33 protein-coding genes and 1 pseudogene are annotated in these 26,210 nt (G+C 43.0%); 23 read left to right on the top strand and 11 right to left on the bottom strand.

Annotated elements, in window-relative coordinates; genetic code table 11:
* Window positions 1-76: 76 nt before the first annotated feature.
* The 5 genes from ATG71_RS19050 to ATG71_RS19030 form a co-directional block, all read right to left on the bottom strand.
* The gene (locus ATG71_RS19050) at window positions 77-265 is read right to left on the bottom strand and encodes a hypothetical protein (protein WP_098441022.1); all 189 of its coding nucleotides are present in this window, start codon (window positions 263-265) and stop codon (window positions 77-79) included.
* A gap of 280 nt (window positions 266-545) precedes the next feature.
* A complete protein-coding gene (locus tag ATG71_RS19045; protein WP_286163065.1) occupies window positions 546-1,412 on the bottom strand; it encodes a ClpXP adapter SpxH family protein in 867 nt (288 codons plus the stop codon).
* A complete protein-coding gene (locus ATG71_RS19040) occupies window positions 1,405-1,806 on the bottom strand; it encodes a globin domain-containing protein (RefSeq protein ID WP_098441020.1) in 402 nt (133 codons plus the stop codon). Before ATG71_RS19040 ends, ATG71_RS19045 begins: the two co-directional genes overlap by 8 nt.
* A gap of 251 nt (window positions 1,807-2,057) precedes the next feature.
* Window positions 2,058-2,699, bottom strand: coding sequence for a lytic transglycosylase domain-containing protein (locus tag ATG71_RS19035; protein WP_098441019.1), 642 nt, complete (start codon window positions 2,697-2,699; stop codon window positions 2,058-2,060).
* A gap of 47 nt (window positions 2,700-2,746) precedes the next feature.
* Complete coding sequence (locus ATG71_RS19030) at window positions 2,747-3,334, bottom strand: CYTH domain-containing protein (protein WP_098441018.1); 588 nt, start codon at window positions 3,332-3,334, stop codon at window positions 2,747-2,749.
* A 128-nt stretch (window positions 3,335-3,462) separates the two neighbouring features.
* Between ATG71_RS19030 and ATG71_RS19025 the strand changes: the two genes are divergently transcribed.
* Genes ATG71_RS19025 through ATG71_RS19010 form a run of 4 tightly spaced genes read left to right on the top strand, consistent with a single transcriptional unit; the run spans window position 3,463 to window position 6,217 of the window.
* The gene (locus ATG71_RS19025; protein ID WP_098441017.1) at window positions 3,463-3,837 is read left to right on the top strand and encodes a UPF0738 family protein; all 375 of its coding nucleotides are present in this window, start codon (window positions 3,463-3,465) and stop codon (window positions 3,835-3,837) included.
* Between the two features lie 19 nt (window positions 3,838-3,856).
* Window positions 3,857-4,510 (top strand): GTP diphosphokinase, encoded by a 654-nt coding sequence (yjbM, locus tag ATG71_RS19020; protein WP_098441016.1) that lies wholly within the window; start codon window positions 3,857-3,859, stop codon window positions 4,508-4,510.
* A gap of 4 nt (window positions 4,511-4,514) precedes the next feature.
* Window positions 4,515-5,312, top strand: coding sequence for an NAD kinase (locus ATG71_RS19015; RefSeq protein WP_098441015.1), 798 nt, complete (start codon window positions 4,515-4,517; stop codon window positions 5,310-5,312).
* 14 nt (window positions 5,313-5,326) lie between these two features.
* The gene (locus ATG71_RS19010) at window positions 5,327-6,217 is read left to right on the top strand and encodes an RluA family pseudouridine synthase (protein WP_286163064.1); all 891 of its coding nucleotides are present in this window, start codon (window positions 5,327-5,329) and stop codon (window positions 6,215-6,217) included.
* A 57-nt stretch (window positions 6,218-6,274) separates the two neighbouring features.
* Here ATG71_RS19010 and prpE read toward each other — a convergent pair.
* Window positions 6,275-7,012 (bottom strand): annotated as a pseudogene (gene prpE, locus ATG71_RS19005) (bis(5'-nucleosyl)-tetraphosphatase PrpE).
* Window positions 7,013-7,290: 278 nt separating this feature from the next.
* Here prpE and mgtE point away from each other — a divergent pair.
* From mgtE to ATG71_RS18980, 5 genes are all read left to right on the top strand, one after another.
* The gene (mgtE, locus tag ATG71_RS19000; RefSeq protein ID WP_483295347.1) at window positions 7,291-8,634 is read left to right on the top strand and encodes a magnesium transporter; all 1,344 of its coding nucleotides are present in this window, start codon (window positions 7,291-7,293) and stop codon (window positions 8,632-8,634) included.
* A 21-nt stretch (window positions 8,635-8,655) separates the two neighbouring features.
* On the top strand, window positions 8,656-10,518 hold the full coding sequence (locus tag ATG71_RS18995) for a monovalent cation:proton antiporter family protein (RefSeq protein ID WP_098441013.1): 1,863 nt from the start codon (window positions 8,656-8,658) through the stop codon (window positions 10,516-10,518).
* 111 nt (window positions 10,519-10,629) lie between these two features.
* Window positions 10,630-11,115, top strand: coding sequence for a DinB family protein (locus ATG71_RS18990; protein ID WP_098441012.1), 486 nt, complete (start codon window positions 10,630-10,632; stop codon window positions 11,113-11,115).
* Window positions 11,116-11,195: 80 nt separating this feature from the next.
* Window positions 11,196-11,972, top strand: coding sequence for an enoyl-ACP reductase FabI (gene fabI / locus ATG71_RS18985; protein ID WP_098441011.1), 777 nt, complete (start codon window positions 11,196-11,198; stop codon window positions 11,970-11,972).
* A gap of 123 nt (window positions 11,973-12,095) precedes the next feature.
* Window positions 12,096-12,626, top strand: a complete 531-nt coding sequence (locus ATG71_RS18980; protein WP_098441010.1) for a CotO family spore coat protein — start codon at window positions 12,096-12,098, stop codon at window positions 12,624-12,626.
* 44 nt (window positions 12,627-12,670) lie between these two features.
* Here the strand turns inward: ATG71_RS18980 and ATG71_RS18975 are convergent, their stop codons facing one another.
* The gene (locus ATG71_RS18975; RefSeq protein WP_098441009.1) at window positions 12,671-13,171 is read right to left on the bottom strand and encodes a CotY/CotZ family spore coat protein; all 501 of its coding nucleotides are present in this window, start codon (window positions 13,169-13,171) and stop codon (window positions 12,671-12,673) included.
* A gap of 134 nt (window positions 13,172-13,305) precedes the next feature.
* On the opposite strand from ATG71_RS18975, the gene ATG71_RS18970 reads away from it, so the two are divergent.
* The 10 genes from ATG71_RS18970 (at window position 13,306) to ATG71_RS18925 (ending at window position 18,954) form a co-directional block, all read left to right on the top strand.
* Window positions 13,306-13,662, top strand: a complete 357-nt coding sequence (locus ATG71_RS18970) for a DUF1360 domain-containing protein (RefSeq protein ID WP_098441008.1) — start codon at window positions 13,306-13,308, stop codon at window positions 13,660-13,662.
* 263 nt (window positions 13,663-13,925) lie between these two features.
* The gene (locus tag ATG71_RS18965; protein WP_098441007.1) at window positions 13,926-14,393 is read left to right on the top strand and encodes a sporulation protein; all 468 of its coding nucleotides are present in this window, start codon (window positions 13,926-13,928) and stop codon (window positions 14,391-14,393) included.
* Window positions 14,394-14,405: 12 nt separating this feature from the next.
* Complete coding sequence (gene spoVAC, locus ATG71_RS18960) at window positions 14,406-14,876, top strand: stage V sporulation protein AC (RefSeq protein WP_098441006.1); 471 nt, start codon at window positions 14,406-14,408, stop codon at window positions 14,874-14,876.
* Entirely contained in the window at window positions 14,876-15,892 is a 1,017-nt protein-coding gene (gene spoVAD, locus ATG71_RS18955) for a stage V sporulation protein AD (protein WP_098441005.1), read from the top strand. The genes spoVAC and spoVAD overlap by 1 nt, the downstream gene beginning before the upstream one ends.
* A gap of 20 nt (window positions 15,893-15,912) precedes the next feature.
* Complete coding sequence (spoVAE, locus tag ATG71_RS18950; protein ID WP_034763503.1) at window positions 15,913-16,269, top strand: stage V sporulation protein AE; 357 nt, start codon at window positions 15,913-15,915, stop codon at window positions 16,267-16,269.
* Window positions 16,270-16,284: 15 nt separating this feature from the next.
* A complete protein-coding gene (locus ATG71_RS18945) occupies window positions 16,285-16,977 on the top strand; it encodes a DUF421 domain-containing protein (protein WP_098441004.1) in 693 nt (230 codons plus the stop codon).
* Window positions 16,978-17,056: 79 nt separating this feature from the next.
* Window positions 17,057-17,188 (top strand): YjcZ family sporulation protein, encoded by a 132-nt coding sequence (locus ATG71_RS18940; RefSeq protein WP_082386193.1) that lies wholly within the window; start codon window positions 17,057-17,059, stop codon window positions 17,186-17,188.
* 142 nt (window positions 17,189-17,330) lie between these two features.
* Window positions 17,331-17,591, top strand: a complete 261-nt coding sequence (gene spoVIF, locus ATG71_RS18935; protein ID WP_034763965.1) for a sporulation-specific transcription regulator SpoVIF — start codon at window positions 17,331-17,333, stop codon at window positions 17,589-17,591.
* Between the two features lie 167 nt (window positions 17,592-17,758).
* Window positions 17,759-18,031, top strand: coding sequence for a hypothetical protein (locus ATG71_RS18930; protein ID WP_098441003.1), 273 nt, complete (start codon window positions 17,759-17,761; stop codon window positions 18,029-18,031).
* A 26-nt stretch (window positions 18,032-18,057) separates the two neighbouring features.
* Window positions 18,058-18,954: an MBL fold metallo-hydrolase gene (locus tag ATG71_RS18925; RefSeq protein WP_098441002.1), complete on the top strand. Its 897-nt coding sequence runs from the start codon at window positions 18,058-18,060 to the stop codon at window positions 18,952-18,954.
* Here ATG71_RS18925 and ATG71_RS18920 read toward each other — a convergent pair.
* The 4 genes from ATG71_RS18920 to ATG71_RS18905 form a co-directional block, all read right to left on the bottom strand.
* Window positions 18,951-19,625, bottom strand: a complete 675-nt coding sequence (locus ATG71_RS18920) for a DUF421 domain-containing protein (RefSeq protein ID WP_098441001.1) — start codon at window positions 19,623-19,625, stop codon at window positions 18,951-18,953. The genes ATG71_RS18925 and ATG71_RS18920 overlap by 4 nt on opposite strands.
* 119 nt (window positions 19,626-19,744) lie before the next feature.
* Complete coding sequence (locus ATG71_RS18915) at window positions 19,745-20,167, bottom strand: GNAT family N-acetyltransferase (protein WP_098441000.1); 423 nt, start codon at window positions 20,165-20,167, stop codon at window positions 19,745-19,747.
* Window positions 20,168-20,170: 3 nt separating this feature from the next.
* A complete protein-coding gene (locus ATG71_RS18910) occupies window positions 20,171-20,689 on the bottom strand; it encodes a YjcG family protein (RefSeq protein WP_098440999.1) in 519 nt (172 codons plus the stop codon).
* Window positions 20,690-20,846: 157 nt separating this feature from the next.
* The gene (locus ATG71_RS18905; protein ID WP_098440998.1) at window positions 20,847-21,569 is read right to left on the bottom strand and encodes an alpha/beta hydrolase; all 723 of its coding nucleotides are present in this window, start codon (window positions 21,567-21,569) and stop codon (window positions 20,847-20,849) included.
* Between the two features lie 150 nt (window positions 21,570-21,719).
* Between ATG71_RS18905 and ATG71_RS18900 the strand changes: the two genes are divergently transcribed.
* The 4 genes from ATG71_RS18900 (at window position 21,720) to ATG71_RS18885 (ending at window position 26,190) form a co-directional block, all read left to right on the top strand.
* A complete protein-coding gene (locus ATG71_RS18900) occupies window positions 21,720-22,274 on the top strand; it encodes a phosphatidylglycerophosphatase A family protein (RefSeq protein WP_098440997.1) in 555 nt (184 codons plus the stop codon).
* Between the two features lie 295 nt (window positions 22,275-22,569).
* Complete coding sequence (locus ATG71_RS18895) at window positions 22,570-23,565, top strand: TAXI family TRAP transporter solute-binding subunit (protein ID WP_098440996.1); 996 nt, start codon at window positions 22,570-22,572, stop codon at window positions 23,563-23,565.
* A 131-nt stretch (window positions 23,566-23,696) separates the two neighbouring features.
* Complete coding sequence (locus ATG71_RS18890) at window positions 23,697-24,218, top strand: DUF1850 domain-containing protein (RefSeq protein ID WP_098440995.1); 522 nt, start codon at window positions 23,697-23,699, stop codon at window positions 24,216-24,218.
* On the top strand, window positions 24,205-26,190 hold the full coding sequence (locus tag ATG71_RS18885) for a TRAP transporter permease (RefSeq protein WP_098440994.1): 1,986 nt from the start codon (window positions 24,205-24,207) through the stop codon (window positions 26,188-26,190). Before ATG71_RS18890 ends, ATG71_RS18885 begins: the two co-directional genes overlap by 14 nt.
* Window positions 26,191-26,210: the final 20 nt, after the last annotated feature.

Here is a 26,210-nt window from a genome sequence, read left to right as displayed (position 1 = left end):
ACCCCCCCTCCTGAAGAGAACCCTTCAGGAGGGGGGTTTTAATTATGGCCTATTTGATCATATAGGTCCGTCCCCATCACTTCATCGATTTGAATCCCCTGAAGCGGTTACGGTTTCCGAGGGAGTGGAAGAAGAGGAGGAGTGAGAGAAAGAGGATGGGTGATGTGATATAAACCGGTACCAGGTGCATAAGGCCAAGGATATTTATGAAGAAACTGATCATGATCAGTAGAAGGAGGATTCCGTATTTCATTTTTGCGAGCATAGTCATTCCCTCCGAACGTTGTCTTATATCCATGTATATGAAGGGAAAATGGAGAACATGAATCGATTTTGACAATATTGTGAAATACCATACAAACAACTTGCCAATACAAGTGGATACGTGATATATTATCAGTGTGAAGTTGATCACAAGCAAACATATACCCCTTTGTTTGACCGTGAAAAATTTCTCCCATCCCCTTTGTTCGTATTGAAAAACCGATGTTGGAAACAACATCGGCTTTTCTTGTTTATAGGGCTATTTAGTTATATTAGAATAATTATTGGCTGATATATTTCCAAAAGGTTCCGTGCTTCGCAGGGAGCTTTTTCACTTTTTGCTGAAGGGTCCATTTCTTCATTTGTTTCTCTACTTCTTCTACAGAAAGATCGTATACAACAGCTATTTCCTTCGATGCGACAACCCGATAATACTTCATGAAGACATCCAGTGGAGGCAACGGCTGTTTTTCCGGCTTAGTTGCAAGCATTTCTTCAATGATGTGTACATAAACCTCATAGGAATACAATCCTGTAATCTTTAGTCCCTCATCTTCAATATTCTCATTGAAGAAGACAAGTGTCGGAATTTCCTCCACTTCCATTTCAGAGGTGATCTTGACATCACATTGAAAAGCTTTGGATGCGGAAGAAGAATTGATATCGTTCATGAATTCTGTAAGATCAAGCTTGGCTGCCTGTGCGCATTCCTTCAGTACCTCGATATTGGAGATATCTTGTTTCTGCAGGAATACTCGTTCTTGTAAAAAACGTAAAAAGCGGATTCCCGCGTGCTTTCCTTGAAGTTCTGCCGCTTTAATGGCGAATGAAGCGAGATAGGGTGAATCAATCGGATTCTCAATCCACAGGCTACCGTCACAGGACATGCCGGAGCGACTCGCTGTTTTATCCCATTGCTGTGCCAGGTCTTCCTGCTTCCGTTTCGTCGCAAGGTTCAGTGAGGCGAGCTGCCCGCTTAGAATATAGCGGATCCGGAAGTATTGTCCATACTCAATGTGCAATTTCTTTAAGATTGGTTCAAGCGCCCAGCATTCCGGGCAAAGAGGGTCAACAAACATATATATTTCCAGAGGTTTCTTGTCACGCCCACACCCTTTAAGGTGATGCCAGCTATTTGTTCTAGTCAATGGAAGGACCCTTGGGTGTTTCAGTATTCACCATATGATGGGCGGTTAATACAAGCCTGTGAAAAAAGTCATCCCTTACAGGACCCTCTAGGTTGACCTCATCCATTGCATCATGCATACAACTTAACCAAGCCTTAGCCCGTGATTCTGTGATGGGAAAGGGGAGGTGCCTTGCACGCAGCATGGGGTGTCCGTGTTCTTCTGTATAAAGAGCCGGTCCACCTAAATATTGAGTTAGGAATTGTTTCTGTTTACGAACTGTCTCGGTTAAATCATCCGGAAAGATCGGTGCTAACTCAGGATGATTTGATACTCTATTATAAAAGGCTTCAACGAGCATGGAGAGTTTCTTTTCGCCGATAAGATTATAAGGCATTTGTGGTTTCTCGACCATAAGAATGACTCCTTTTTACTTAGATTGTATGTTTATTCTAGCAAGCATTCTTTCATATCTCAAACAAATCGCCTTACATCAACTGATTATTCCTAAATTAGTGTAGCCTGCTTTTATCACTCTATTCCAAATCCCATGAAATAATGGGGAATATGGCTGAAGAGACAATGAGGGTCGATTGGACCATCTGTGTAACTAAAATAAAGCTGGCCTCGAGATGAGCGGCCAGCTTTTGAATGATAGCGGGATCGTTAGGCAAAATAACGATCCGTCACTTTTTTTACATAGGAGGTGGTTTCTTTGAACGGTGGGATACCGTTGTATTTATCAACGTTTCCGGGACCTGCATTGTAGGCTGCCAGTGCAAGGTGGATGTCACCATTGTACTTATCGAGCATTTGCTTTAAATATTTTGTACCGGCAAATACATTCTCTTCGGGATCGAATATGTTGTTGACCCCAAGCCCTCGTGCGGTGCTCGGCATGAGCTGCATCAATCCCGTGGCGCCTGCAGGGCTGACCGCATCCGGATTGAAATTGGACTCCTGTTTAATGACGGCTTGGATCAATTTTTTTGGAATGGCATATTGATCCGCTGCACGGCTGATGATTTCATCAATTTCCTCTGGGGCATTCCAGTTCGGCTTGTTTAGAGCCGAAAGGGGATTGATGCTTATAGGGACCGAACTGGCGGATTGGGTCAGTAGAGCTCCATTGACGGCTCCAAGTGTTTGTTTCAAATCTATAGTTTGTAGGCTTGGTTGAAGGGCGCTAGTTAATAATTGTTGAAACAAATCATTCGATTGACCGGCTTTATCCTGGATAGAAGATACGGACCCGAGACTGTTCAAGGCTTGAAGCTCCATCATCGTTTTCAACTGTTGAACATTCATACGTTTGACTCCTCTTTAATAAAACGCTTATTCCTATTCTATATCGGTCATGATCGATCCTGCTTTAATTTTTCCAAGTAAAAACGTTTGATTTTATTATCTGTCTGACGAAGCGGGATCTGATGATGCTTGAGTAATTCCAGAAAAATCGCTTTGCCAGATGTACGTTCTTTCACTTCATATTCGAGCTCATAGTCTTCCTTTTGCAGATAAGAGCTTTGGTCGAAAACAAGTAGTCCACCCCTATAAGGGATTTCCGCCCTGCTGGTTGAAAGTGTCCCAAAGTGTTGCAGGGATTCATAAGGAATGGAAAGGGACTTCAGCACATCTCTGACTTCTCCTTTTGGAAATATGCCCTCTTTTATAAGTGATTCTGATTGATTTATTGATAAGGGTTGATTCGTCTCCAGGAGATCTTCTTTTAACGGGGTCTTTAAAGTCAACGTATACGTCCCGTTTTTCTCCCGGATTCGGAGGGCAGACTGCTTCTCCTTTAATTGATAATCCGGTGTATCGAAATAATGATTATCCTGAGAAATGAAATCTTCCTCATTTATATGAAAATGTGAAGTCAATCGGGTGAATTCTTCTTCTGTTACAAGATTCTTAAATTCAATTTCAATTTCCTGTGCCATCACAAGCATCCTTTCCTTGCATACTTCCTCTATTATCTCTTTAATAAAAGGGAACTTCAATATTTAGATGAAATGGTTTTCTTATGTTAAAATGATACTGATTGTTTAATGGAAGGATGAAGAAAAGCATGAGGAAAATTGTTCAATTTAATCACACAACATATGAAAACGGAACTTTATACTTACATACGGACCAGTCGGAGCTCTTAAAAGGTACAACGGCGGCAGGTCAGATCATTGCAGATTCCGATCGCTATGCTTTCGTATACTTAGCTGAAAATGAAGAGGAATATGTATACTTATATTTGGAAGAGTCAATCTGGCCGGAATTAAAAAAAGCCCTTCAAGAAAAAGCGGCAGTCGTGGCAAAAAGTGAAAAAGATTCACTGGAATTAGCACAATTCATAGAAGAGCTTGATTATCTTATAGATAATATAGAAGGAAACGGGAACTACGGTGACGAAATGGTTAAAAAGGTAGAGAACGTATTTCTTGAAAAGTAGGCGTTTAGAGGTGAGGGGAATGAATCACTGGGAACAATTTTTGGCTCCCTACAAGCAAGCGGTTGATGAATTGAAGATTAAGCTTAAGGGGATGAGGGGAGAATATGAACTTCATAACACCCATTCCCCCATTGAATTCGTGACAGGCAGAGTGAAACCGATTGCGAGTATCCTTGATAAAGCAAATCAAAAAGGAATAGAGCTATCCAACATTGGAACAGAATTGCAGGACATCGCAGGATTGAGAATGATGTGTCAATTTGTAGAGGATATTCATGTGGTGGTGGAAAAGCTCCGGGGGCGCAAAGATTTTACAATTATTGAAGAAAGAGACTATGTGACCCATAAGAAACAAAGTGGATATCGTTCTTATCATGTGGTCATCGACTATCCGGTACAAACGATTCACGGAGAAAAGAACATCCTGGTAGAAATTCAAATCCGTACGCTTTCGATGAATTTCTGGGCTACGATCGAACATTCGTTGAATTATAAGTACAGTGGACAAATTCCTGAACAGATCCGTCACCGTCTGCAAAGTGCTGCCGAAGCGGCCTTCAGACTGGATGAAGAAATGAGTTTGATCCGGGAAGAAATCCAGGAAGCCCAGGTCATTTTCACAAACAAAAAGGAAAAAGACCAGCGTGGCTCTGAACCTAAACAGAGGGGGTAAATGAATGAAGTTCGCTATTACATCAAAAGGTGATTCAAAGTCCAACACACTGATGCATAAAATGAGAACATATCTCCAGGATTTCAACCTGATCTATGATGATGATCAACCCGACATCGTCATTTCAGTCGGTGGGGACGGTACACTGCTATATGCTTTTCACCGCTATAGATCAAGGCTTGATAAGACGGCCTTTGTGGGTGTACATACGGGGCACCTCGGCTTTTATGCAGACTGGGTGCCGGAAGAAATCGAGAAGCTTGTCATTGCCATCGCCAAGACACCGTATCAGATCATTGAATATCCACTATTGGAGACGATTATCCGTTATCAACACGGTGGAAAAGAAACCCGTTATCTTGCATTGAATGAATCAACGGTCAAAAGCGTCGAAGGGACCCTGGTGATGGATGTGGAAATCCGGGGGCAGCATTTTGAAAGATTCAGGGGCGACGGATTATGCCTGTCCACTCCTTCAGGCAGTACGGCATATAATAAGGCACTTGGAGGGGCGATCATTCACCCGTCCTTACCCGCCATTCAATTCGCTGAAATGGCTTCCATCAATAATCGGGTATTCCGTACCATCGGATCGTCGCTCATTTTACCTGCACATCATACATGCATGCTGAAGCCTGTGAATGGACCTGATTTCCTGGTGACGATCGATCATCTTTCCCTCCTTCATAAAGACGTGAAAAGCATTCAATATCGTGTCGCAGATGAGAAAATCCGCTTTGCACGCTTCCGTCCTTTCCCGTTCTGGAAACGGGTGCATGATTCATTTGTAGCGGATGAATAAAGGGGAATGGTGAGTTGAAGGGATATACGCTAAAATGGTGCATCCCTTCAACCTATGAAGGGATGCTGATGAGAGAGTTTCTGATTGATCAGCATTTGTCAAAGCGTACATTGACGGCAGTCAAGTATGACGGAGGAAGGATCACCCTCAATGGAAAAGAAGAAAATGTCCGGCATCCACTTACTGCAGGAGATCTTCTTGAAGTGAGATTTCCTGAAGAAAGAGCAAGTGAAACGCTGGTGGCAGAAAAGATCCCACTCTCAATCGTTTACGAAGATGATAATGTGCTTGTTTTGGACAAACCGTGGGGAATGAAAACGATCCCCACGAAAGAAGAGCCGACAGGAAGTCTTGCGAACGCCATATTAGGATATTTCAAAGGAATGGACCTCACTTCAACGGTACACATCGTTACCAGATTGGATAAAGACACATCGGGACTGGTACTTGTGGCAAAACACCGGCACGTTCATCACCTCTTCAGCCTTCAGCAGAAGGAAAGGGAAATCCACCGGACATATGAAGCCTTTGCAGAAGGGGTGATGAAGGGATCCGGGACGATAGAAGAGCCGATCGGAAGGAAATCCGACAGCATCATTGAAAGAGAAGTGAGGTCAGATGGACAATATGCCCTGACCCATTACAGGGTGGAAAGGCAGTTTCCTGAATTTGCACACCTGGAATTGAAGCTGGAAACAGGCAGGACCCATCAGATCCGGGTTCATCTTTCTTTCTTGGGCCATCCTCTTGCAGGAGATGATTTATATGGGGGAAGTGTTCATCTGATAGGCAGACAGGCCCTTCATTGTAAAAGACTGCACTTTTTCCACCCGATCATAAAAGAATGGATGAACTTGGAGTGCCCCTTGCCGGGTGATATGAGGATGCTGCTTGATAGGCAGTAAAAGATCCCTCTCAGTTAGACTGAAGGGGATCTCTTTTTATTTAGACAGCAAAAAAACTCATTCAACTTCTCGAAACTTCTCCGCCACAAGAGGCATGCTTGATGCAACATTCACTACTTCCAGTTCAGGGTATCTAAATGCAGAAAGCATTCCGCCAAACACGGCACCTGTATCGATGTTTGCCGTTTTATTGATGATGCGTGCTTCTTTCACCGGGGTGTGACCGTATACGATCCATGCATCGCCCTGATAGTCACGTGCCCAGTCTTTTCTAACAGGGGTACCGTCTTCGTTCTTTTCTCCTGTTATGTCTCCATAAAGGACAAAAGTTTTGACCCGATTCGATTGTTTTCCGATTAGTCCTTCTTTGATGCCTGCATGGGCAAGGATCAGCTTTCCTTTATCCAATATATGGTACAAAGGAGATTGTTCATACAATTCGATGAACATATCCCGATAGCGATTTCTTTCTTTTTGAGTGAGGGCACTCAGTTCTGCCACGGTTGTTTCCAGCCCGTGAAGGATTTTCACGTTGTTCCCTAAGAAATAACGTTAAAGCTTATTGCAATGGTTCCCTGGGACATAATATACAATATCTTTTTGAAAAAGGCCGTATACTGTCGAGATCATCTCAAGGGAGTGATGTCCCCGATCCGTCAGGTCTCCTACGAAACCGAGTTTCCTTCCATGGGGATGAACTGGAAGACCGCTGTCCCATTCATACCCAAGCTTCCTCGTCAACTCTCTAAATTCGGTAAAACAGCCATGAACATCACCGATAATATCAATTTTCATCATCATCCCACTTCCTTACCTGCCTTTTTCCTTTTCTTTTCACGTATTTTATGACATATTAATGATTCAGCAATTCCTGTGTTCATGATTCGTCTGGCATTAGTATGACATATTTAAGCAAAGGAATACATAGATGGTTATGATTTCATAAGAGACAATTGTATTGAGATTTGCTAGTATTATTACGACTATATTCAATCAAGTTATGAAGGAGGGTGTATTGGATGTCTGAGGTAACTCAAGAACAGGAGAATGACAGAGATAAGCAGGAACAGGAAATGTATGATGAAGACCTTCTCATTAGAGCCCTTCAGGAAGAAAATCTGGATTTGTTTCGTTCAGAATTTGTTCAATTACACTCTTATGATCAAGCAAAGTTTTTCTCTAAAATAGATGAAGACTTACGAAGCCGGCTTTATCATTATCTTTCACCGGAAGAAATGGCTGATCTTTTTGAAAGTCTGGATATAGATGAAGAAGATTATCAGGATATCCTGGCCGAAATGAATCCTACATACGCAGCCGAAATGCTTTCTAATATGTATGCCGATGACGCGGTGGATGTCTTGAATGAGCTGGATAAAGATCAGGTTGTCAGTTATTTGACAATCATGAATGATGAATCGGCTAAAGAGATCAAAGAGTTACTGCATTATGAAGAATACACAGCTGGTAGTATCATGACCACAGAGTTCGTGGCGATTTCAAAGAACCAGACGGTCAGGTCTGCCATGTATATATTGAAAAATGAAGCCCCCAATGCGGAAACGATTTATTATATCTATGTGGTGGATGATGACAAAAAGCTTGTAGGGGTCATCTCCCTCAGGGATTTGATCATCAGTCATGATGATGTGATGATCGGTGAAATTATGAGTGGACGTGTCATGGCCGTCGGTGTCAGCGAAGATCAGGAAGCTGTCGCACGGCAGATGAAGGATTACGACTTCCTTGCCCTGCCCGTTGTTGATTTTCAACATCATCTGCTTGGGATCATTACGGTAGATGACATCATGGACGTCATGGAAGAAGAGGCGTCCGATGATTACTCTAAACTTGCTGGTATCGCCGATCTGGATTCCATTGACAGAAGTCCTATAAATGCGGCCAAGAAGCGTCTCCCGTGGCTTATCGCCTTACTATTCCTCGGAATGTTCACTGCAAGCCTCATCGGAAGGTTTGAAGATACGTTGGATAAAGTGGCCATCCTTGCCGTGTTTATTCCATTGATTGCCGGGATGGCAGGAAATACTGGAACTCAGGCACTCGCCGTTGCCGTGAGGGGGATTGCCACAGGTGACCTGGAAAAGGAAAACAAGATGTCCCTTGTCTTTCGTGAAGCGGGAACAGGGCTGATTACCGGGACTACCTGCGGGATTGTGGTCAGCATCATTGTGTACGTGTGGAAAGGCGAATTCTTTTTAGGGATCCTTGTCGGCGTCTCCGTATTGATTTCACTTTTCGTTGCCACACTCGCAGGTACATTAGTGCCCCTCATGATGCACAAGCTAAAAGTGGATCCGGCCGTCGCTTCCGGTCCTTTTATCACGACGATCAATGATATCATCAGTACATTAATATATCTTGGATTAGCGACATTGTTTATGAATTACCTAATATAGAGAGAATAGGGGGAAATATGAATGGAACAACATGCATCTGTTGCATCCCTTGTGATCGTCATCATGGTAGCTTTTTTAACTCCCATTTTGCTGCATAAATTTAAGTTGAATTTCATCCCGGTCGTCATCGCGGAGATCATCATGGGATTGGTTATAGGAAAGAGCGGGTTTAATCTCGTCCAACAGGACATGTGGCTTGAGACATTATCTACCCTGGGGTTTATCTTCCTCATGTTCTTAAGCGGTCTTGAAATTGATTTCACGGCTTTTTCAGGCGGGAAAAAGAAAAAAGAGCTTTTGCCGAGTGGTAAAGAAGAACCAAACCGCTTGAAATTGGCGATTATCATTTTTATCGGTATTTTCTTTGTGTCTCTGGGGCTGTCTTATCTGTTTGTCCTGTTTGGGCTCATTGATAATGCGTTCTTGATGACACTGATTATTTCCACGATATCCCTTGGTGTCGTGGTACCAACGCTGAAAGAGGCACATATCTCGAAAAGTGCAATCGGACAGATCATTCTGCTCGTAGCGGTCATCGCCGACCTGGTGACCATGATTTTACTTGCTGTGTTCGTTTCTCTTTATGGAGAAGGACACGGGAATATGTGGCTTCTACTGATCCTCTTTGGAGTAGGTCTGCTACTATACTTCCTCGCCAAGAGGCTGAAGAATAACTCTTTCATCAAAAGTCTATCGACCGGTACAGTTCAAATCGGTACACGTGCGGTCTTTACCTTGATCATGTTACTGGTGGCCGTGTCAGAGACCGTGGGTGCCGAGAACATTCTGGGAGCTTTCCTTGCCGGTGTACTTGTTTCTTTACTTGCACCAAATCAGGAGATGGTTCATAAGCTTGATTCATTTGGATATGGATTTTTAATCCCGATCTTTTTCGTGATGATCGGTGTGGAGCTGGACCTTGGGTCACTACTGAGTGACAAGAAGATGCTTTTACTCATTCCATTATTGGTTCTTGCCTTCCTCGTTTCGAAGATCATCCCGGTATATTTATTGAGGTACTGGTATGATACGAAAACGACGATCGCTTCAGCATTTCTCCTTACGTCAACTCTGTCGTTGGTGATTGCTGCTGCAAAGATCGCAGAGAGAATTGAAATTATCACCCCTCAAATGAGTGGGACGCTCATTCTGGTGGCCGTGATTACATGTATCATCACACCAATCATCTTTAAGAAGCTTTTCCCGCGGGAAAGTGCCAAAGAGAAGAAGCTGAAAATTACATTCCTGGGTGCCAACCAATTGACAATGCCCGTTTCAAGGGAGCTTCAATCCTCCTTGTACGAACCGGTCCTGTATCATACGAAACAGGATAAATCAGATCGAAGTATCGCTGATTCACTGTTTGATATCCATGAAATCGATGATTATGATCTCGGCACACTGGAAGAGAAGGATATCTTTGAATCGGATATCATCGTGATTTCAACTGGGGATGAAGAGGTGAATGCAACACTGGCAGTGACGGCAAAAGAGTATGGAGTAGGTCGTGTGATCGTAAGGGTGGAAAGCCCTGATCTGCATGAAAGTCTTCGTGAACAGGATATTGAAGTTTATTCTGTATTCTTATCTACGAAAGCTTTATTAAGGGCGCTCATTGAATCTCCATCCGTCATGAGCATCTTGACCAATCAAGAAACATCCCTTTACGAAATCCGCATGTTGAACAGTCAGTTTGAAGGAATGACACTCCGGAAATTCCCATTCACGGGAGACGTCATCTTCGTCCGTATCTTCAGGGGGAAGGACTCCATCGTTCCCCATGGGGATACAGAACTTCACATGAATGACCGCCTGATTGTCACAGGCTCAAAAGAATACGTCGATGAACTCAAACGAGAACTCGAATTTTGTGAATACTGCTAACATGAAACCTGCTTCCCAAGAAACATTTTTCTTGGGAAGTTTTTATTCTATAAAGGAGTATCATGACTTAATCCCTAATAGATAATATAAGGTAAGAAGGAGGTAACGATTATGTGGGAAACCAAGATTGTGGAGATCCGAAATAAGGTAAAGGAAAGTATAAAGGGGCTATCTTATGAGAAATTGAACCAAAAACCGTCCCCCGGGGAATGGAGCATTGCGCAAATCACCCTTCATCTGGCGGGAGCGGAAACGCGCTTTTTGACTTTGGCCATTGATTCTGCAAAAAGTGGAGGGGGGAGAAGCAATTCAGAAGTGGATTTATCGGTATTTGATAATCCATCCCAAAAATTGATAGCGCCCATCGAGCCCTCCTCGGATCCACAGACCATGGACGATTTGATGAAAGCATTGGATGAATCACGTTCACTCACCACACACTTTCTTGAGAAATACACGAAAGAGGCCTTGAACCGTCGATCCATGAACCATCAGCGATTTGGAGACATGCCGATTTGGCAGGTACTCGAGCTTCTCGGGAAACACGAACAGAGGCATCTTGTGCAAATGGAGGATGTGAAAAAGAGAATAACATAGAAATTTTCTTTTCTTTTATAGTAGAGTGCGGTAGAATTAGTAGCAGGTACTAATAACATGTATTAATTAGGAGGATAATAATGACTCTTTCATTAAAAGGTAAAACATATGTTGTAATGGGAGTGGCGAATAAGCGAAGTATTGCGTGGGGCATCGCCCGTTCGCTGCATCAATCAGGTGCACGTTTGATCTTTACATATGCAGGGGAGCGTTTTGAAAAAGGTGTCAGGGATTTAGCCGGAACCCTGGAAGGCGGAAAAGATTCACTGGTACTTCCATGTGATGTGACGAATGATGAAGACATCGAAAAATGTTTTGCCACTATCAAAGAAGAAGTGGGAACCATTCATGGACTGGCTCACTGTATTGCCTTTGCCAATAAAGAAGAGCTTGCCGGAGATTATATGAATACGACAAGAGACGGTTTCCTGCTCGCTCACAATATCAGCTCCTATTCACTGACTGCAGTGGCAAAAGTGGCTAAGGACCTTATGACTGAAGGCGGAAGCATCGTGAGCATGACCTACCTGGGTGGAGAAAGAGTCATGCAGAACTATAATGTCATGGGAGTGGCAAAAGCCTCTCTTGAAGCGAGCGTGAAATATCTTGCGAGCGATCTTGGGAAACATGGTATCCGGGTGAATGCGATTTCTGCAGGTCCGATTCGTACCCTGTCAGCCAAAGGTGTTGGGGATTTCAACAGCATCCTGAAAGAAATCGAAGAGCGTGCTCCACTTCGTCGCAATACGACACAGGAAGAGGTCGGAGATACGGCAGTATTCCTTTTCAGTGATTACTCAAGAGGAATTACAGGAGAGAACATTCACGTAGATTCAGGCTATCACGTACTGGGATAATAATAGAAATAACGGCTGTGGGATAAGATTCCCTAAGCCGTTTTTTTTATATTCCTTAAACATGAAACCCCTGGGCGCTTTCTGCATACATATAAAAGTGGAGATCAATTAGGAGGTGTCTTAGTGAGAAAAGAGAATAAAGCGGGGAGAGAACCCTTGCTGTATATAAACCAGCCGAGATTAGAAGAAGTGAAAGGCAATATGCAAGTTACTTACCGCTCAGTCAAGAAACCCAAGTCAAAGGAAGAGAGTAATAAAAGTAAAAGGACATCAGAATCAGAAACACCATTAAGCCAAGGGATACAAGAAGATAAATATGTAGATGAGCAGTTATTTTTGGACCAGGGGGAGCCCCAGGAAGAACCAAGTGTCCAACCGGTCCCTCAGCTGCCTGAACGGAAAACGGCTGCTTCTTCGTTCAGGAAATTAAAGCCATTCCGTGAATTGAACTTAGAGGAGAAACTAGACTACATTTCTGCAAGCATTTCCGGCAAAGTACCTTTTCCTTGTGAATTTTCAAATGGTGTGTTGGCAGTGAAAGGCGTCATCCTGGAGGATTCCGGAAATGAAATAACCGTTAAAAGCTTTCAAGGGGAAGAAGTAAAAATGAGGAAGAATGAATTGCAATCCATCAAGATGATCGGCCTCCAATAAAAAAAGAGCCAGGCGGGATTCCCGGCTGGCTTATTTCATCTGACTTAGTTTATTTCGTCGCATTCCAAGAATACGTGTACATCTTTGATACATTGAATCGCACAGAAGCAATCCAGGTCGACTGTGATACATTCTTCGGTGAAGACCCACTCAGTATTCTGACCCATAGTCTCCATGTCAGATCCAGACCCAGACCTTGAACCAGACCTTGAACCAGAACCATCAGCGTGATCAGGTTTTAATACTTGAAGCGTCGCACAGCAGTTGTCGAATACTTCCTTCACTCGGAAAAATGGGGATTTCCAAGGGCATCCTTTGATATGCGCTTTAAACGTCTCACCGTTTTTTAGATATAATTTGAAGATACGAGTATTCAACCGATTACTGGGACTAACCAATGAACCCAGTGGCTCAAGGAAACAATCATTTTTACAATCGTTACACTCTTGATTTGCTTCGTCTTGAATATCTTTAATAGCACGGACGGCTTGACATACGCAACCACGATCTTTTGAACTTTTGTCTTTATCTCTTCCGCAACCCATATAGAAGTTCCTCCTTAAATTGAATTTCATTTACATTACTAACATATTGTCATGTAGGCAATTAGGTAACGGACATCTGCCCTCTTTTGTAAATTTGGGCTTGTATAATTTGTGAAATGAAGGGAGTCTTTCCATTGCAACTTACTTTTATTGAACTGATCGCACTTGGCTTATCTATATTCCGGTTGACCCATCTCATTGTCTTCGATAAAATCACTGAGTTCTTACGAGCTCCATTTTTCGATGAGTATGTTGAAGTGGATGAGAATGGGGAAGAGGCCATTTATCTTTCCCCTAAAAAAGGTGGTTTGAAAGGGTTTATCGGAGAGTTATTGTCCTGTTATTGGTGTACGGGAATATGGGTCTCAGGCTTCCTGTATGGAGGCTACTGCTTTTTTCCACTGTACTTCATTCCACTCATCACGCTTTTAGCGGTTGCAGGAATTGCCGCTATCCTGGAGGCTGGTGTACAAAGTTGGAAAACTGACTGAGGCTTTAGGTAATTAGTGGAAACAAGCTCGGGTTTCTTCACATATAATAAAAAGGGAAATAGGATAAAGGAGGAAATAAAAAGTGAAGAAAACCTCTACAAATACACAGAAACAAGGAAACTCATCCACTAAGAAAAAAGGGTGCGGTTGCGGGTCAAAAGTGAAAAAAAGCTAAGGCTGCTCAATTGGGCAGTCTTTTTTTTTCATAAAAAACGACTTTATGAAAAAAATAAAGGGGAGTACAAACAAAAGAGGGATCTGTCATGAATAAAAAAAGAATCATCATTCCGCTTTCATTATGCGTTTTGATTGGATGTGCGAATAAGGAAGATGGAAGCGATAGTAAGATTGCACTTATGAAGAAAACCAATCCGCCCCCCATTGAATTAGTGGATAATCCAGAGACAGACAGTTACGGTCATGCCATCAAAAAGGAAATTTCCAAAATGAAGGAGCTTTACGATGTCGCTGTCATTCAGGGGAAGAAAGAGACGCTCGTTGTTTACAAAGTGAAGCATTTGCATAGATTCAAAATGAAAAGGATCGAAAAGAAAATGGATCGCTATTTGGAAGATAAATATCCTAAGGAAGATTTTATATTGTCCAGTGACTATAAAATCTTTCTCGAAACCATCCGCTTAAAAGAAAGACTGAAAAAAGGGTCAATCTCAAAAAAGGATGCTGAAATCAGATTCCGGGATATCGTGAAGCTGCAAAAAGAGAAAACGTAGGAGGAAGGTTTCGTGGGAAAAACACAAAAAACACCTGAACAAAAGAAGTACGAGCAGTTAGAAAAGCAATATGAAACGAAGCGGCCCCTCCTGAAAAATGTCATAAAAGCATTCTTTGTGGGAGGCTTCATCTGTCTGATCGGACAGGCGGTAACGTATATGTACATTTATTATTTCAACTTCACTGAGCAGACTGCAGGGAACCCTACGGTTGCGACGATGGTCTTTCTCGCAATGCTCCTGACCGGCTTCGGTGTGTATGATCACATTGGTCAATTTGGGGGGGCAGGAAGTGCCGTCCCTGTTACAGGCTTCGGGAACGCCGTGATTTCTGCCGCCATTGAACATAGAACAGAAGGACTCGTCCTCGGTGTGGGAGGGAATATCTTTAAACTGGCAGGCTCAGTCATTGTATTCGGGGTATTCTCAGCCTTTGTCGTAGCTTTAATCAAGACCATCTTAATCCAGTTGGGGGTGATCTGATGCTGCAAGGTACACGTTCGTGGGTATTTCCTACCAATCCCGCCATCCTGTCAACCGGTGTCGTTGGTGGGCCTTTTGAGAAAAAAGGAAACCTCACAGCAGACTTCGATCAATTTTACGATGATGTATGGATGGGGCAGGACACATACGAGAAAGCCAACCGTACTCTCATCGAGGACGCCGTTCAGATCGCACTCGAAAAACAATCACTGCAAAAAAGCGATATCCAATTCTTTTTGACCGGTGATCTGATCAATCAAATCACCCCTTCAAGCTTTGCGGCAAGAACCAATGGAATTCCTTATTTCGGTTTGTTCGGGGCGTGTTCGACATCAATGGAAGGTCTTGCACTTTCGGCATTTTTAGTGAATTATCATGGAGCCCGTCATGTGGTTACGGGAGCTTCCAGTCACAACTCGGCTACTGAGAAACAATTCCGCTACCCTACTGAATATGGTGGCCAGAAACCCCCGACGGCCCAATGGACGGTTACGGGTGCCGGATATGCAGTGATTGGGGAAGGAACATCTGTCACCATGCCGACTCCGAGAGTGACATCCGCAACGATCGGGAAGGTGGTGGATATGGGATTGAAGGATCCATTTAATATGGGTGGTGCCATGGCTCCGGCAGCTGTTGATACGATTGTTGGTCATTTTCAGGATCTGGGAAGGGATCCTTCGTACTATGATCTCATTATTACAGGGGATCTTGCCACAATTGGAAGACAGACGGCTGTTGAAATGTTAAAACAAAAAGGGTACTCACTCCCTGATGGGCTATTTCAAGATTGCGGGATGCTGATTTACGGTGAAAAGCAGCCGGTACAATCAGGAGCAAGTGGGCCGGGATGTTCAGCCACCGTACTTTACGGCCATTTACTGAATGAAATGAAAAAAGGAACGTATAAACGCATTTTAGTCATAGCGACAGGAGCATTGTTATCTCCCCTGACATTTCAACAAGGCGAGTCGATTCCCTGTATCGCTCATGCGGTGTCGATTGAATTTATGTAGCTCTGAAAGGAGGAAACCAAGTGTTAGCGATGTTTTTTTGGGCCTTTACAATAGGTGGCATCATCTGTGTAATTGGTCAATTATTGTTTGATGTGGCGAAACTGACTCCAGCCCACACATTAAGTCTGCTGGTAGTATCGGGAGCCATCCTTTCAGGCTTCGGATTATACGAGCCTCTTATCGATTTTGCCGGAGCGGGAGCCACCATTCCCATCACGAGCTTTGGGAACGCACTCGTAAACGGGGCGATGCAGGAAGCCGGGGAACACGGATTGGTGGGAGTCCTCACCGGTATGTTCGAAGTCACGAGTTCTGGGATCTCATCCGCCATTATCTTCGGCTTTATTGGTGCGCTCCTGTTCAAACCAAAGGGATGATAGAGGTGAACATATATGCCTGAATACTTACAGGTGGCTCTAAGAAGTATATTTATCCTTCTTTCCCTTTTTGTGATCACCAAATTATTAGGGAAGAAACAGCTGTCGAAATTATCCTTCTTCGAATACATCACTGGAATTACAGTGGGAAGCATTGCAGGGACACTTTCTATGGATTTGAACCTTCCCTTGAGTGAAGGGCTGATGAGTATCTTATTGTGGTTTGCATTCCCCCTCCTGTTTTCTTTCCTTTCCTTGAAGAGCATTCGCTTTAGGAGGTTTGCTGAAGGGAAGCCCACGGTATTCATAAAGGATGGAAATATTGATGAAAAGGCGTTGAAGAAAGAGAAGTATTCCGTTGATGAGATGCTTGAACAATTACGGAAAAAGGATGTATTCCGCGTTGCCGACGTGGAATTCGCGTCCCTTGACACGAATGGTGATTTAAGTGTTTTGTTGAAGAAAGAAAAACAACCCCTTGTCCGAGAAGATGTATTTGACATATCACAAAAATCCACCCCGCCTCAAGCCGTCATCACAGATGGGGAAATCGATCAAAAAGCTTTGTCTGAGGTGGGGTTTCCCCTGCCATGGTTGATGCGTGAGCTGTCTAAGAGGAAACTGACGGTGGAATCCGTCTTTCTCGCACAATTGGATTCTGAAGGCAACCTGACCTTCGACCTGTTCAATTGGACAAACACACAATAAAATATCCAATAGCCCATACGTTCTCCTCTCTTTATACATATGTTATAAGAGATTAAAGGTGAAAGAGAGGTGATATTATATGTATGGATATGGTTACGGTGGCTGTGGATATGGTGGCGGCTGTGGATATGGCGGGGGTTATGGCTCAACGTTTGTATTGATCGTTGTGCTTTTCATTCTCTTGATTATCGTCGGAGCAAGCTTCTGTTAGAAAGGGGTACAAAAGGCAGAATCCTCATTGGAGAGATTTTGTCTTTTTGTTTTGGCAGAAAGAATTATATAATTTCATTTTCAATTCACGCTCCTTGGTTTTTTACATATGATGCTTATAGTTAAAAGGAGGCGTGATGGAAATGAATAATAACTTTTTTAAGAATTTAGAGAAGAAGACAGGCGTTAACATGAACGAAGTGTTAGAGCTTGCGAACTCTTTACAAAATGCAAACTTCAAAGATGAAGCAACGGTTAGAAGCGTCATCAAGCGTGTATCTAAAATTGCCAATAAACCTGTAAACAAGGAAATGGAAGATAAAATTGTCCAATCGATCGTGAACGATGGGAAGCAATTGGACTTCGGAACCATCTCCAACATGTTAAACAAGGGGAAAAAATAAAAGAAGGAATCAAAATCAAGGAGAATGGACATAAAAAAACGTGAAGCCACGTATTTTATGTTAATTCTTCTTTCTTTTTTTATGAAGTTTTAAAAAGGCAGGAGAGTATGCGTAGTGCGTTTTTAATCAACTGAAATTGGGTAATTATAACCAAGGAGGTCATAAAAATGGGATATATTGCGCCGATTCCTCACCATCAGTATAAACAGTATCAGGAAAGAGAAATCAAGATCGATAAACACCACTTCAATTTTTTCCCCATACAACCGATTAAACCATTGAAAAATAAATCACAGACTCACCCAGAAGGAGCTGGCGATCATGTTCCTCATTCCAATCAAGAAAAGGCTCCATACGAGAAACTAAGTAAATCATCCATTCCCTCCACATTATTAGCCCAGCTCACAGGAAAAGGAAAACACTTTAACGAATATGTGTAGTGAACCGATTCTATGGGGGTATTGACTTGAAACTACAGAAATTCACAGAACATTGCTTTGCATTTACCGGTGCGGTTACGATTGGATATTGTGTAAAAGATGGAAAGGGGCTTTTAATCGATAGCGGATTGGATGATTCGGCTGTAAAGAAGGTAATGAGAATGTTGGAGGGAGAGGGGCTTCCCCTCGATTATTGTGTGATCACCCATGCCCACGCCGATCATTTTGGGGGTGCCCACTACCTTAAGACTAAGTATGATATTTCATTGTATGCCCTGAGATTTGAGAAAGCCATCATAGAAAATTCCATATTAGAACCCATTTATTTGTTCAATGGGGCTGTTCCTATAAAGGATTTAAGGAATAAATTTCTTGAGGGACAGGCAGTCGAGGTGGATGGAGAACTAGTAACGGGAGAAAACACCATTGGTCCGTTTACCTTTGATGTCATTGATTTACCGGGGCATTCGCATAGTCAGGCGGGTCTTCTGGTTGATGGTATCTTATATGCAGCGGACAGTTATTTCGGAAGTGAGACGTTAAAGAAGCATGTGATCCCCTTTATTGTGGATGCAGACCTTACAGTGGAATCGTTAGAAAAACTCCTTCACATATCCTGTAAAGGAGCGATTCCTGGTCATGGCCGATTTGAACAAGACTTCACTCAAACAGTAAAGGAAAACATCGAACTACATGAAGAAAGAATGAACTCCCTTTTAGCTGTGGTAAATACAAACCCTAACGGAAAGACATTTGATCATATCATGAGGGAATACTTGGAACTACATAGTATCAACGTCTCGAATGTGGGGCAATGGCTGCTATTCAGAACATCGGTCACGGCCTACCTGACAAGTCTTGAACGGAAGAAACTTTTGTCCTTTTTGATTCAAAACAATGAACTGATCATTAAACCCCGTTAGTATCCTTGTACCAACAAGGTTTTTCCATCCTCCCATTCTGCGTAAAGGACGTCTTTGGAGGAATGGAAGCCTTGTTTTTTTATTTCATTCAATAACCAAGTATCCTCTTGTCCGGCGAGGGTTAAGTTATCATAGACGATTTCACCATCTACAATAAAGGAAAGAGGGAGGGTGGCAGCCTTGATTGGGAGTTGAAGATCCTGTCGTTGCACCATATCATATAGCGGCTTACGGATGACGCTCAACGTTCCGTCTGATTCAAGAAGGGCATATTCACATTCCCTAACTGAAAATACCTCCTTTGCCCGGAGTAAATGCTGAAGCTGATTCAAATCCAGATGATTTTTTTTGAGTTCTTTATAATTGATATGTCCTTTATTGATGATCAATGAAGGGGTCCCCTCAAGCATATGTCGGAACCGCCTTGATTTTTGAGTGAAGAATTCAGTAATGAAGATTAGGCTCCCCCAAATTGAAATGGCGGCGAGAATTTGGAAGACGGTTGTTTTCCCGTCATAAAGGGAGTTTCCCACGAGTTCACCAAGAATTAAAGCGGAAATGAAATCAAAGGCTGATATTTGCGTGATTTGTGTTTTTCCGAGGATTTTTGTCAAAATGAGTAGTGCAAAATATCCAACGATCAATTCGATGGCAATGGACTTGATTTCCATATGACGTCCCCCCTTTTCCATACCTTTCACCATTATCGCCGGGATGGATGGTGAATATACGAAGGGATAAACAAAAAAGAACAGAGAATCCAGGCCTGAAACTGGACGCTCTGCTCTATTCAAATGGTTTTTTTCATGGTTTTATGAGGGATGCCGGCATCGAGGAATTCATCGGAAGTAACCTGATATCCCAATCCTTCGTAAAAAGGAATGGCATAGGTTTGGGCATTTAATTTCAATTGTGATAATGGCTGCCGCTTCGCATACTCTTCTATCGCAAGCATTAATTCACGCCCTGCACCTTTCCCCCTGATGGATTTAAGGACACAGATCCTTTCTACTTTTCCAACTCCATCTAGAATGCGAAACCGCCCAGCCCCGACCGCTTTGTCCTCAGCATAGAGAACGAAATGGGTGGATTCGTTTTCATACTCATCGATTTCTTCTTCCAGGGGAACGTGCTGTTCCTCTACAAAGACCTTCTTTCGTATATGGAATACCTCTTGGATCTGATCTTCTGACTTGGCAACTTCGACATTCACGGTTTACTGTTCCTTCCCTAATCGGAACGTTTCGTATACGGTCCAGGAGCCGTTCTCTAACTGATAAAGTAAGTGGAAACGGTCGATTGTTTCCTCGTGATCGATCCCGAGCATGCTCAATGAGCCGAAAATATCCGAATGTTCATCATTGGAAAGCTTCTGGGCGATCGTGATGTGAGGAACGAAAGCGAACTCCGGTTCGTCACCCATGAAGTTCTGATGATGCATGTCATCGTGCAACCCTTGTAGTTCAGGATTTGACTCGACTTTGAAATAAATCACATTGTTTACAGGTTGAAAGGAACTTACTTTGTACACCTTTAAATTAAATGGATCGTATTTCTTGGAAATCACGGAAAGCTTTCCTGCGATATCTTTAATTTGATCGTCGTCTGCACTAAAGACATTTTTCAATGTCAAATGCGGCGGAACCAATGCGTAATGAGGATCATAGCGTTTCCTATAAGAGTTCGCGATATCTTGAAGCTTTTTCGATGGGAAAATGACTATACCATAATTCATTTTCTTCAATCCTCCTCTATTTAACTATCATTGTCATATGTATAGTATAGCAAATTTTTCAAAAATTTAATATAGGGCGAACGAAAGAGCAATGGGATGATTACTGAAGCTTACGGCTTATCTGAGAGACAAGGGGGCCCCCTTGCCTTTTAATAAGCTAAAACATCAACTTCAATGCACGTTTTAAATCAGGCTGCCAATGCTTCCATGTGTGGTCCCCGTCGAATTCATCGTAAAAGGAACTGAATCCTTTTTGATCGAATGTTTCATGAAGCTGTCGGTTTGGTTTCAAGAAGTCCTTAACTTTTCCATCTGTCGTTTTCACTTCGGTTTCCTGCTTGCCTATTATATGGTAAATGCTAAGCAGATGAGGCTGTGTGAAGTCTTCCACGGCATCAAGGACTTTTTCGTTGACGAATGGAGATTGAAGGAGAACCTTGCCAAATGTGTTCGGGTATTTCAATGCAGTCATCAAAGACACGGTTGCACCCAATGAATCTCCGATAAGGGCACGTCCCATCCCTATATGATAAGTCGGATAATGCTCATCTAAATAGGGGACCAGTTCATGTGCCAGAAAGCGGATATACGCATCGTTTTCCTCACCGTGGGGATGATATTTCCGTCTGCGATCCTCTACGTCCTTGTATGGGACCCCCACTATGATCATATTTTCGATTTCCTTTTTTGAAAGCAGTTCATCCGCGAGTCGGGGGATCCTTCCCAGCTGGAAGTAATCTTTGCCATCCTGTGCAATGAGCAGGGTGTATTTATAAAGGGGAGAGTAGGTTGCCGGTAAATAAACCAGCATCTTCATCTCTTCGTTTAATTCTTTGCTAAAGAGGTTTAATTCGGTTACAGTTCCTCTTACAGTTGTCATGACGATAGCCTCCTAGGATCATTGTTAACGTTTACAGAAAGATTGTACCATAATCTCTTTCAGAATTCCCAAAAGCGGATTGCAATACGAAAATTCAAAAGAGTGTTATAATTTTTATAGAATCAGGGCTGTTTAGAAGGGGGAATAACCATGAATAAACCTGTTCATTCAAGAGATGTTACCAAAGCTGCACTCCAAAGATTGAAAGATCGGGGAGTGACCATAGAAGATATAGCCGAGATCGTCTTTGAAATGCAGTATCCATATAATCATGAGCTTACGATGGACGATTGTATTGATAGTGTGAAAAGAGTCTTATTAAAAAGGGAGATACAGCATGCCATCCTTGTCGGGGTGGAATTGGATCAGCTGGCTGAAGAGAAGAAGCTTTCTGAACCTCTTCAATCAATCGTGGAAACGGATGAGGGCTTGTTTGGAGTCGATGAGACCATCGCACTGGGGGCTGCCCTTGGATATGGAAGCATAGCCGTGACCACTTTTGGTCATCTTGACAAAAATAAGATAGGCATCATCCGTGAATTGGATACGAAAAACGGAAAGGGTGTCCATACCTTTTTAGATGATATTGTAGCAAGCATCGCTGCAAATGCATCTTCAAGGATTGCCCATAGCTTGAGGGACCGTGAAGAGAATATTTCCGAAGAAGATAAGTTGAAGTTTGAGGACGAGGAATTAATCGGCTGATAGACAACCTGATATATAACAGCTGTGGACTGGAGAATGTGAATTCATCTTCAGTCCTTTTTGTGTGGACAAATATACACGGCAGGTGAAATGGGCTGTATTTCCTGCAACCGCTTTATACATTTCTTATACATTAACAGGTTCAGGGTAGAGGGGATTGTAGGCAAGGGCTCTGTATAATAAGGTTTTTTATGAAAAACATTAAAAGTTTATGTATTTGATTTGACAAGATTGTTACAGATTGTGTTACAATTATTTCGTTAACGTATAAAATTTAATAGGGGGGAATTAGAATATGAAAAAACGCAGTTTATTTCTAAGCACTGCACTACTTCTAGTTCTATCTGTCGTTCTTGCTGCATGTGGCGGCGGATCAGGTGGAGGTTCATCATCTGATGGTGAAGGTAACAAAGAGGTTGACTTCATTGGAATTGCTACAGGTGGAACAGGGGGTACATATTACCCGTTGGGCGGAACATTCGCTAAGATTATCGAAGATGAAACCGGAATCAAGTCTTCAGCATCCACTTCAGGTGCATCTGCTGAGAATATGGCCGCTGTGAAAGACGGCAAAACTGAAATCGCTTTTACACAAACGGATATTGCATCTTACGCGTCTGAAGGTACAGAAATGTTCAAGGACAACAAGGTAGAGAACGCAAGAGGTATTGCGACACTATATCCAGAAACAATCCAGATCGTGACAACGAAGGATTCAGGTATCAAATCAGTGGAAGATCTAAAAGGGAAAGTCGTTTCTGTAGGTGAAGCTGGATCTGGTACCTTACTGAATGCCACTCAAATCCTTGAGGTTCATGGTATTAAGCTGGAAGACTTAGAAGCTCGTAATCTATCATTTGATGATTCAACGACTGGGATCCAGGATGGCACGATCGATGCTGCATTCATCACATCGGGTACTCCTACTGGAGCGGTTGAAGGTCTGGCTGCGACAGAAGACATCACAATCGTACCTGTTGAGTCAGATAAAGTCAGCGAATTGATCGAGAAGTATCCTTACTACTCAGAAGATGAAATCCCGGCTGGAACTTACAGTAAAGTGGATGAAGCTGTGACAACCGTTGCCGTTCGTGCCATGCTTGTGACGAACGCCGACATTTCTGAAGATGTCATCTACGATGTAACAAAAGCCATTTTTGAAAACACGGATAAAATCACCCACGCCAAAGGGAAGCTGATCAAAGCTGAAGATGGACTTAAAGGTATGGGAATCGAATTACATCCTGGTGCAAAGAAATACTTTGATGAAAAAGGAATTTCAATGGAATAGTTTCACACCAGAAGATGGACGAAGGGATAGGCCGCTTAATATGGTCTATTCTTTTGTTTTGGTTTAAGCTAATTCCAAGCCTTTAAGAAAACAAGAAAACGGACAATAAATGGAATGGTGGGGAATTCTTGATGAAGAAATTTTCATTCATAGGTGCGATTCTCCTTATTCTTTGTGTCGGAATCATCCTTTTTATACCCTTACAAACTTTTTTAGTGATAGAACCGAGGAGTACTACGGGGGACCCGGTCCTTTTCAGTCTTCCTGAGGATCATTCATTTTCGGTTCGCTATACACACTCTATTCATTTATCAGAAGTAGAGGAATTTTACCATCAAACATCTGCCAATCAAATTCAACAAACCCAATTACTCTATGAAGATACTGCCATTGGAATGCCGGCCAATGCAGAGGGCAATGAAACCTTTGAAGTGACGAAGGAAGGCAAATATTTAATTTCTAATATGGATAAAGTGTTCCCATTCATTGATATCCGGATCGGACAGGTCGTCGCCAATCACCGCCTTGTGATGGACGAAAAGGAATATCCTTTAGCCGACTATTTTGATAAAGGCTCCGTCGTTCGCGTTCAAATTATGAAACAATCACTTTATGACCAGTGGAAAGGAGTGACTGTAGTTGGAAAAAGATAAAGAATTTGAATCATTGACTGCAGAACAACAACAAGAGTTACTAGAGAAATATGATCCCGAATCATCTACAAGAAAATTCCATCACGGGATATTTAAATGGATCATATTCTTCGGATTATTGGCATTTTCATTATTTCAATTAGTCGCATCCATCTTTCAATTCATCCCTAGGCAATTATTGTTATCCATTCACTTAGGGTTCGCACTTTCTTTAGTGTTCCTCTTATTCCCTGCCCGGAAGAAGAATCTGAAGAAGGATAAGATCGCCTGGTATGACGTTGTTCTTTCAGTCATCTCGATTGGGATCGGTGCTTATTGGCCGATCATGCAGGATGACATCGTCAGCAGGGTGGGATTAATGACCTCCCTTGATTTCTATGTCGGTTTCGCTGCCATGATCCTTGTACTTGAAGCAACCCGTCGTGCAGTAGGGTTGCCGATTACCATCATTGCTTCTGCCTTCATCCTGTATATGTATTATGGCAGATTGATGCCTGGATTCCTTGCCCACAGAGGATATGACTGGGACGATATCGTGAAAACGATGTTCTTTACAAGTGAAGGGATCCTTGGTACGCCCCTATATGTATCAGCCACCTTCATCTTCCTGTTCCTGTTATTCGGAGCGTTCCTGGTGAAAACCGGCGTCGGACAATATTTCAATGATTTGGCCGTGTCCATTGCCGGGAAACGTGTCGGAGGTCCCGCAAAGGTTGCCATTTTCTCCAGTGCCCTTCAAGGGACGATCAGTGGGAGTTCGGTCGCAAACGTCGTGACTTCAGGTTCTTTCACGATTCCTATGATGAAGAAGCTTGGGTACCGTAAAGAGTTTGCCGGCGGGGTAGAGGCTGCTGCGTCGACAGGTGGTCAGCTGATGCCTCCAATCATGGGAGCTGCCGCTTTCCTTATGGTCGAGTTTATCGGTGGGATTTCCTATTGGGATATTGCGAAAGCTGCCTCGATTCCTGCCGTCCTCTATTTTACCGGGATTTGGATCATGACTCACTTTGAAGCGAAGCGTATCGGTCTTCGTGGATTATCAGATGAAGAAATGCCCAACCGTAAAGAAGTATTTAAGAAGATTTATCTGCTGCTTCCGATACTGACGGTCATCATTCTGTTGGTAAGCGGGATGAGTGTCATGCGGGCTGCACTGTGGTCGATTGTTGCCACTATCGTCATCAGTGCCATACGAAAAGATACAAGGATCGGTTTCAAGGATGCTGTGGATGCCCTTGTTGACGGCGCCAGAACTGCCTTGTCTGTAGCCGTGGCGACAGCTGCCGCCGGTATGATCGTCGGTGTTGTAACGAAAACGGGGTTAGGATTGACACTGGCAAATGGATTGGTGGATCTGGCTGCAGATCTGACCAATACAACAGAAGGCAAGCTGATCCTAACATTGATCTTCACGATGATCGCGTCGATCGTACTCGGTATGGGTTCCCCGACAACGGCGAACTATGTCATTACATCCACCATCGCTGCTCCAGCGATCATATTATTAGGAGCACCTGAGTTAGCGGCTCACTTATTTGTGTTTTACTTCGGGATCATTGCTGATATCACGCCTCCAGTGGCACTTGCGGCATTCGCAGCAGCCGGGGTATCGGGAGGGGAACCGATAAGGACAGGGGTCAATTCCGCTAAATTGGCCATCGCCGCCTTTATCATCCCTTATATGTTCGTCCTGTCACCTGAACTGTTAATGATCGATACAACCATTCCGAGATTACTATGGGTCGTCTTTACGGCCGTAACGGGAATGATGGCAATCGGGGCAGGTATGATCGGGTATTGGTACCGACGAGTGTTCGTCATAGAACGTCTACTTTGCGTAGCAGCCGGATTATTACTGATTTATCCAGAGGGTATGTCGGACATTATCGGTCTGGTGTTATTCGGCATCATGCTTGCGCTGCAATTCTTTATTAAGAGAGAAGATAAAACACCAACAAAAGCAACGGCATAACATAATAAGAGGCTGTTACC

The organism is Bacillus sp. es.034 (genome assembly GCF_002563655.1).
In the GTDB taxonomy this organism is placed as follows: domain Bacteria; phylum Bacillota; class Bacilli; order Bacillales; family Bacillaceae_B; genus Rossellomorea.
The sequence above is the reverse complement of the archived record's forward strand: the minus strand, read 5'-3'. Positions and strand labels throughout refer to the sequence as shown.

What these genes read in the sequence shown, in the direction of transcription:
- ATG71_RS19050 (WP_098441022.1), bottom strand. Translation starts at nt 265, where the DNA reads ATGCTCGCAAAAATGAAATACGGAATCCTCCTTCTACTGATCATGATC.
- ATG71_RS19040 (WP_098441020.1), bottom strand. Translation starts at nt 1,806, where the DNA reads ATGGTCGAGAAACCACAAATGCCTTATAATCTTATCGGCGAAAAGAAA.
- ATG71_RS19035 (WP_098441019.1), bottom strand. Translation starts at nt 2,699, where the DNA reads ATGAATGTTCAACAGTTGAAAACGATGATGGAGCTTCAAGCCTTGAAC.
- ATG71_RS19030 (WP_098441018.1), bottom strand. Translation starts at nt 3,334, where the DNA reads ATGGCACAGGAAATTGAAATTGAATTTAAGAATCTTGTAACAGAAGAA.
- ATG71_RS19025 (WP_098441017.1), top strand. Translation starts at nt 3,463, where the DNA reads ATGAGGAAAATTGTTCAATTTAATCACACAACATATGAAAACGGAACT.
- yjbM (WP_098441016.1), top strand. Translation starts at nt 3,857, where the DNA reads ATGAATCACTGGGAACAATTTTTGGCTCCCTACAAGCAAGCGGTTGAT.
- ATG71_RS19015 (WP_098441015.1), top strand. Translation starts at nt 4,515, where the DNA reads ATGAAGTTCGCTATTACATCAAAAGGTGATTCAAAGTCCAACACACTG.
- mgtE (WP_483295347.1), top strand. Translation starts at nt 7,291, where the DNA reads ATGTATGATGAAGACCTTCTCATTAGAGCCCTTCAGGAAGAAAATCTG.
- ATG71_RS18995 (WP_098441013.1), top strand. Translation starts at nt 8,656, where the DNA reads ATGGAACAACATGCATCTGTTGCATCCCTTGTGATCGTCATCATGGTA.
- ATG71_RS18990 (WP_098441012.1), top strand. Translation starts at nt 10,630, where the DNA reads ATGTGGGAAACCAAGATTGTGGAGATCCGAAATAAGGTAAAGGAAAGT.
- fabI (WP_098441011.1), top strand. Translation starts at nt 11,196, where the DNA reads ATGACTCTTTCATTAAAAGGTAAAACATATGTTGTAATGGGAGTGGCG.
- ATG71_RS18975 (WP_098441009.1), bottom strand. Translation starts at nt 13,171, where the DNA reads ATGGGTTGCGGAAGAGATAAAGACAAAAGTTCAAAAGATCGTGGTTGC.
- ATG71_RS18965 (WP_098441007.1), top strand. Translation starts at nt 13,926, where the DNA reads ATGAATAAAAAAAGAATCATCATTCCGCTTTCATTATGCGTTTTGATT.
- spoVAD (WP_098441005.1), top strand. Translation starts at nt 14,876, where the DNA reads ATGCTGCAAGGTACACGTTCGTGGGTATTTCCTACCAATCCCGCCATC.
- ATG71_RS18945 (WP_098441004.1), top strand. Translation starts at nt 16,285, where the DNA reads ATGCCTGAATACTTACAGGTGGCTCTAAGAAGTATATTTATCCTTCTT.
- ATG71_RS18940 (WP_082386193.1), top strand. Translation starts at nt 17,057, where the DNA reads ATGTATGGATATGGTTACGGTGGCTGTGGATATGGTGGCGGCTGTGGA.
- spoVIF (WP_034763965.1), top strand. Translation starts at nt 17,331, where the DNA reads ATGAATAATAACTTTTTTAAGAATTTAGAGAAGAAGACAGGCGTTAAC.
- ATG71_RS18930 (WP_098441003.1), top strand. Translation starts at nt 17,759, where the DNA reads ATGGGATATATTGCGCCGATTCCTCACCATCAGTATAAACAGTATCAG.
- ATG71_RS18920 (WP_098441001.1), bottom strand. Translation starts at nt 19,625, where the DNA reads ATGGAAATCAAGTCCATTGCCATCGAATTGATCGTTGGATATTTTGCA.
- ATG71_RS18910 (WP_098440999.1), bottom strand. Translation starts at nt 20,689, where the DNA reads ATGAATTATGGTATAGTCATTTTCCCATCGAAAAAGCTTCAAGATATC.
- ATG71_RS18905 (WP_098440998.1), bottom strand. Translation starts at nt 21,569, where the DNA reads ATGACAACTGTAAGAGGAACTGTAACCGAATTAAACCTCTTTAGCAAA.
- ATG71_RS18900 (WP_098440997.1), top strand. Translation starts at nt 21,720, where the DNA reads ATGAATAAACCTGTTCATTCAAGAGATGTTACCAAAGCTGCACTCCAA.
- ATG71_RS18895 (WP_098440996.1), top strand. Translation starts at nt 22,570, where the DNA reads ATGAAAAAACGCAGTTTATTTCTAAGCACTGCACTACTTCTAGTTCTA.
- ATG71_RS18890 (WP_098440995.1), top strand. Translation starts at nt 23,697, where the DNA reads ATGAAGAAATTTTCATTCATAGGTGCGATTCTCCTTATTCTTTGTGTC.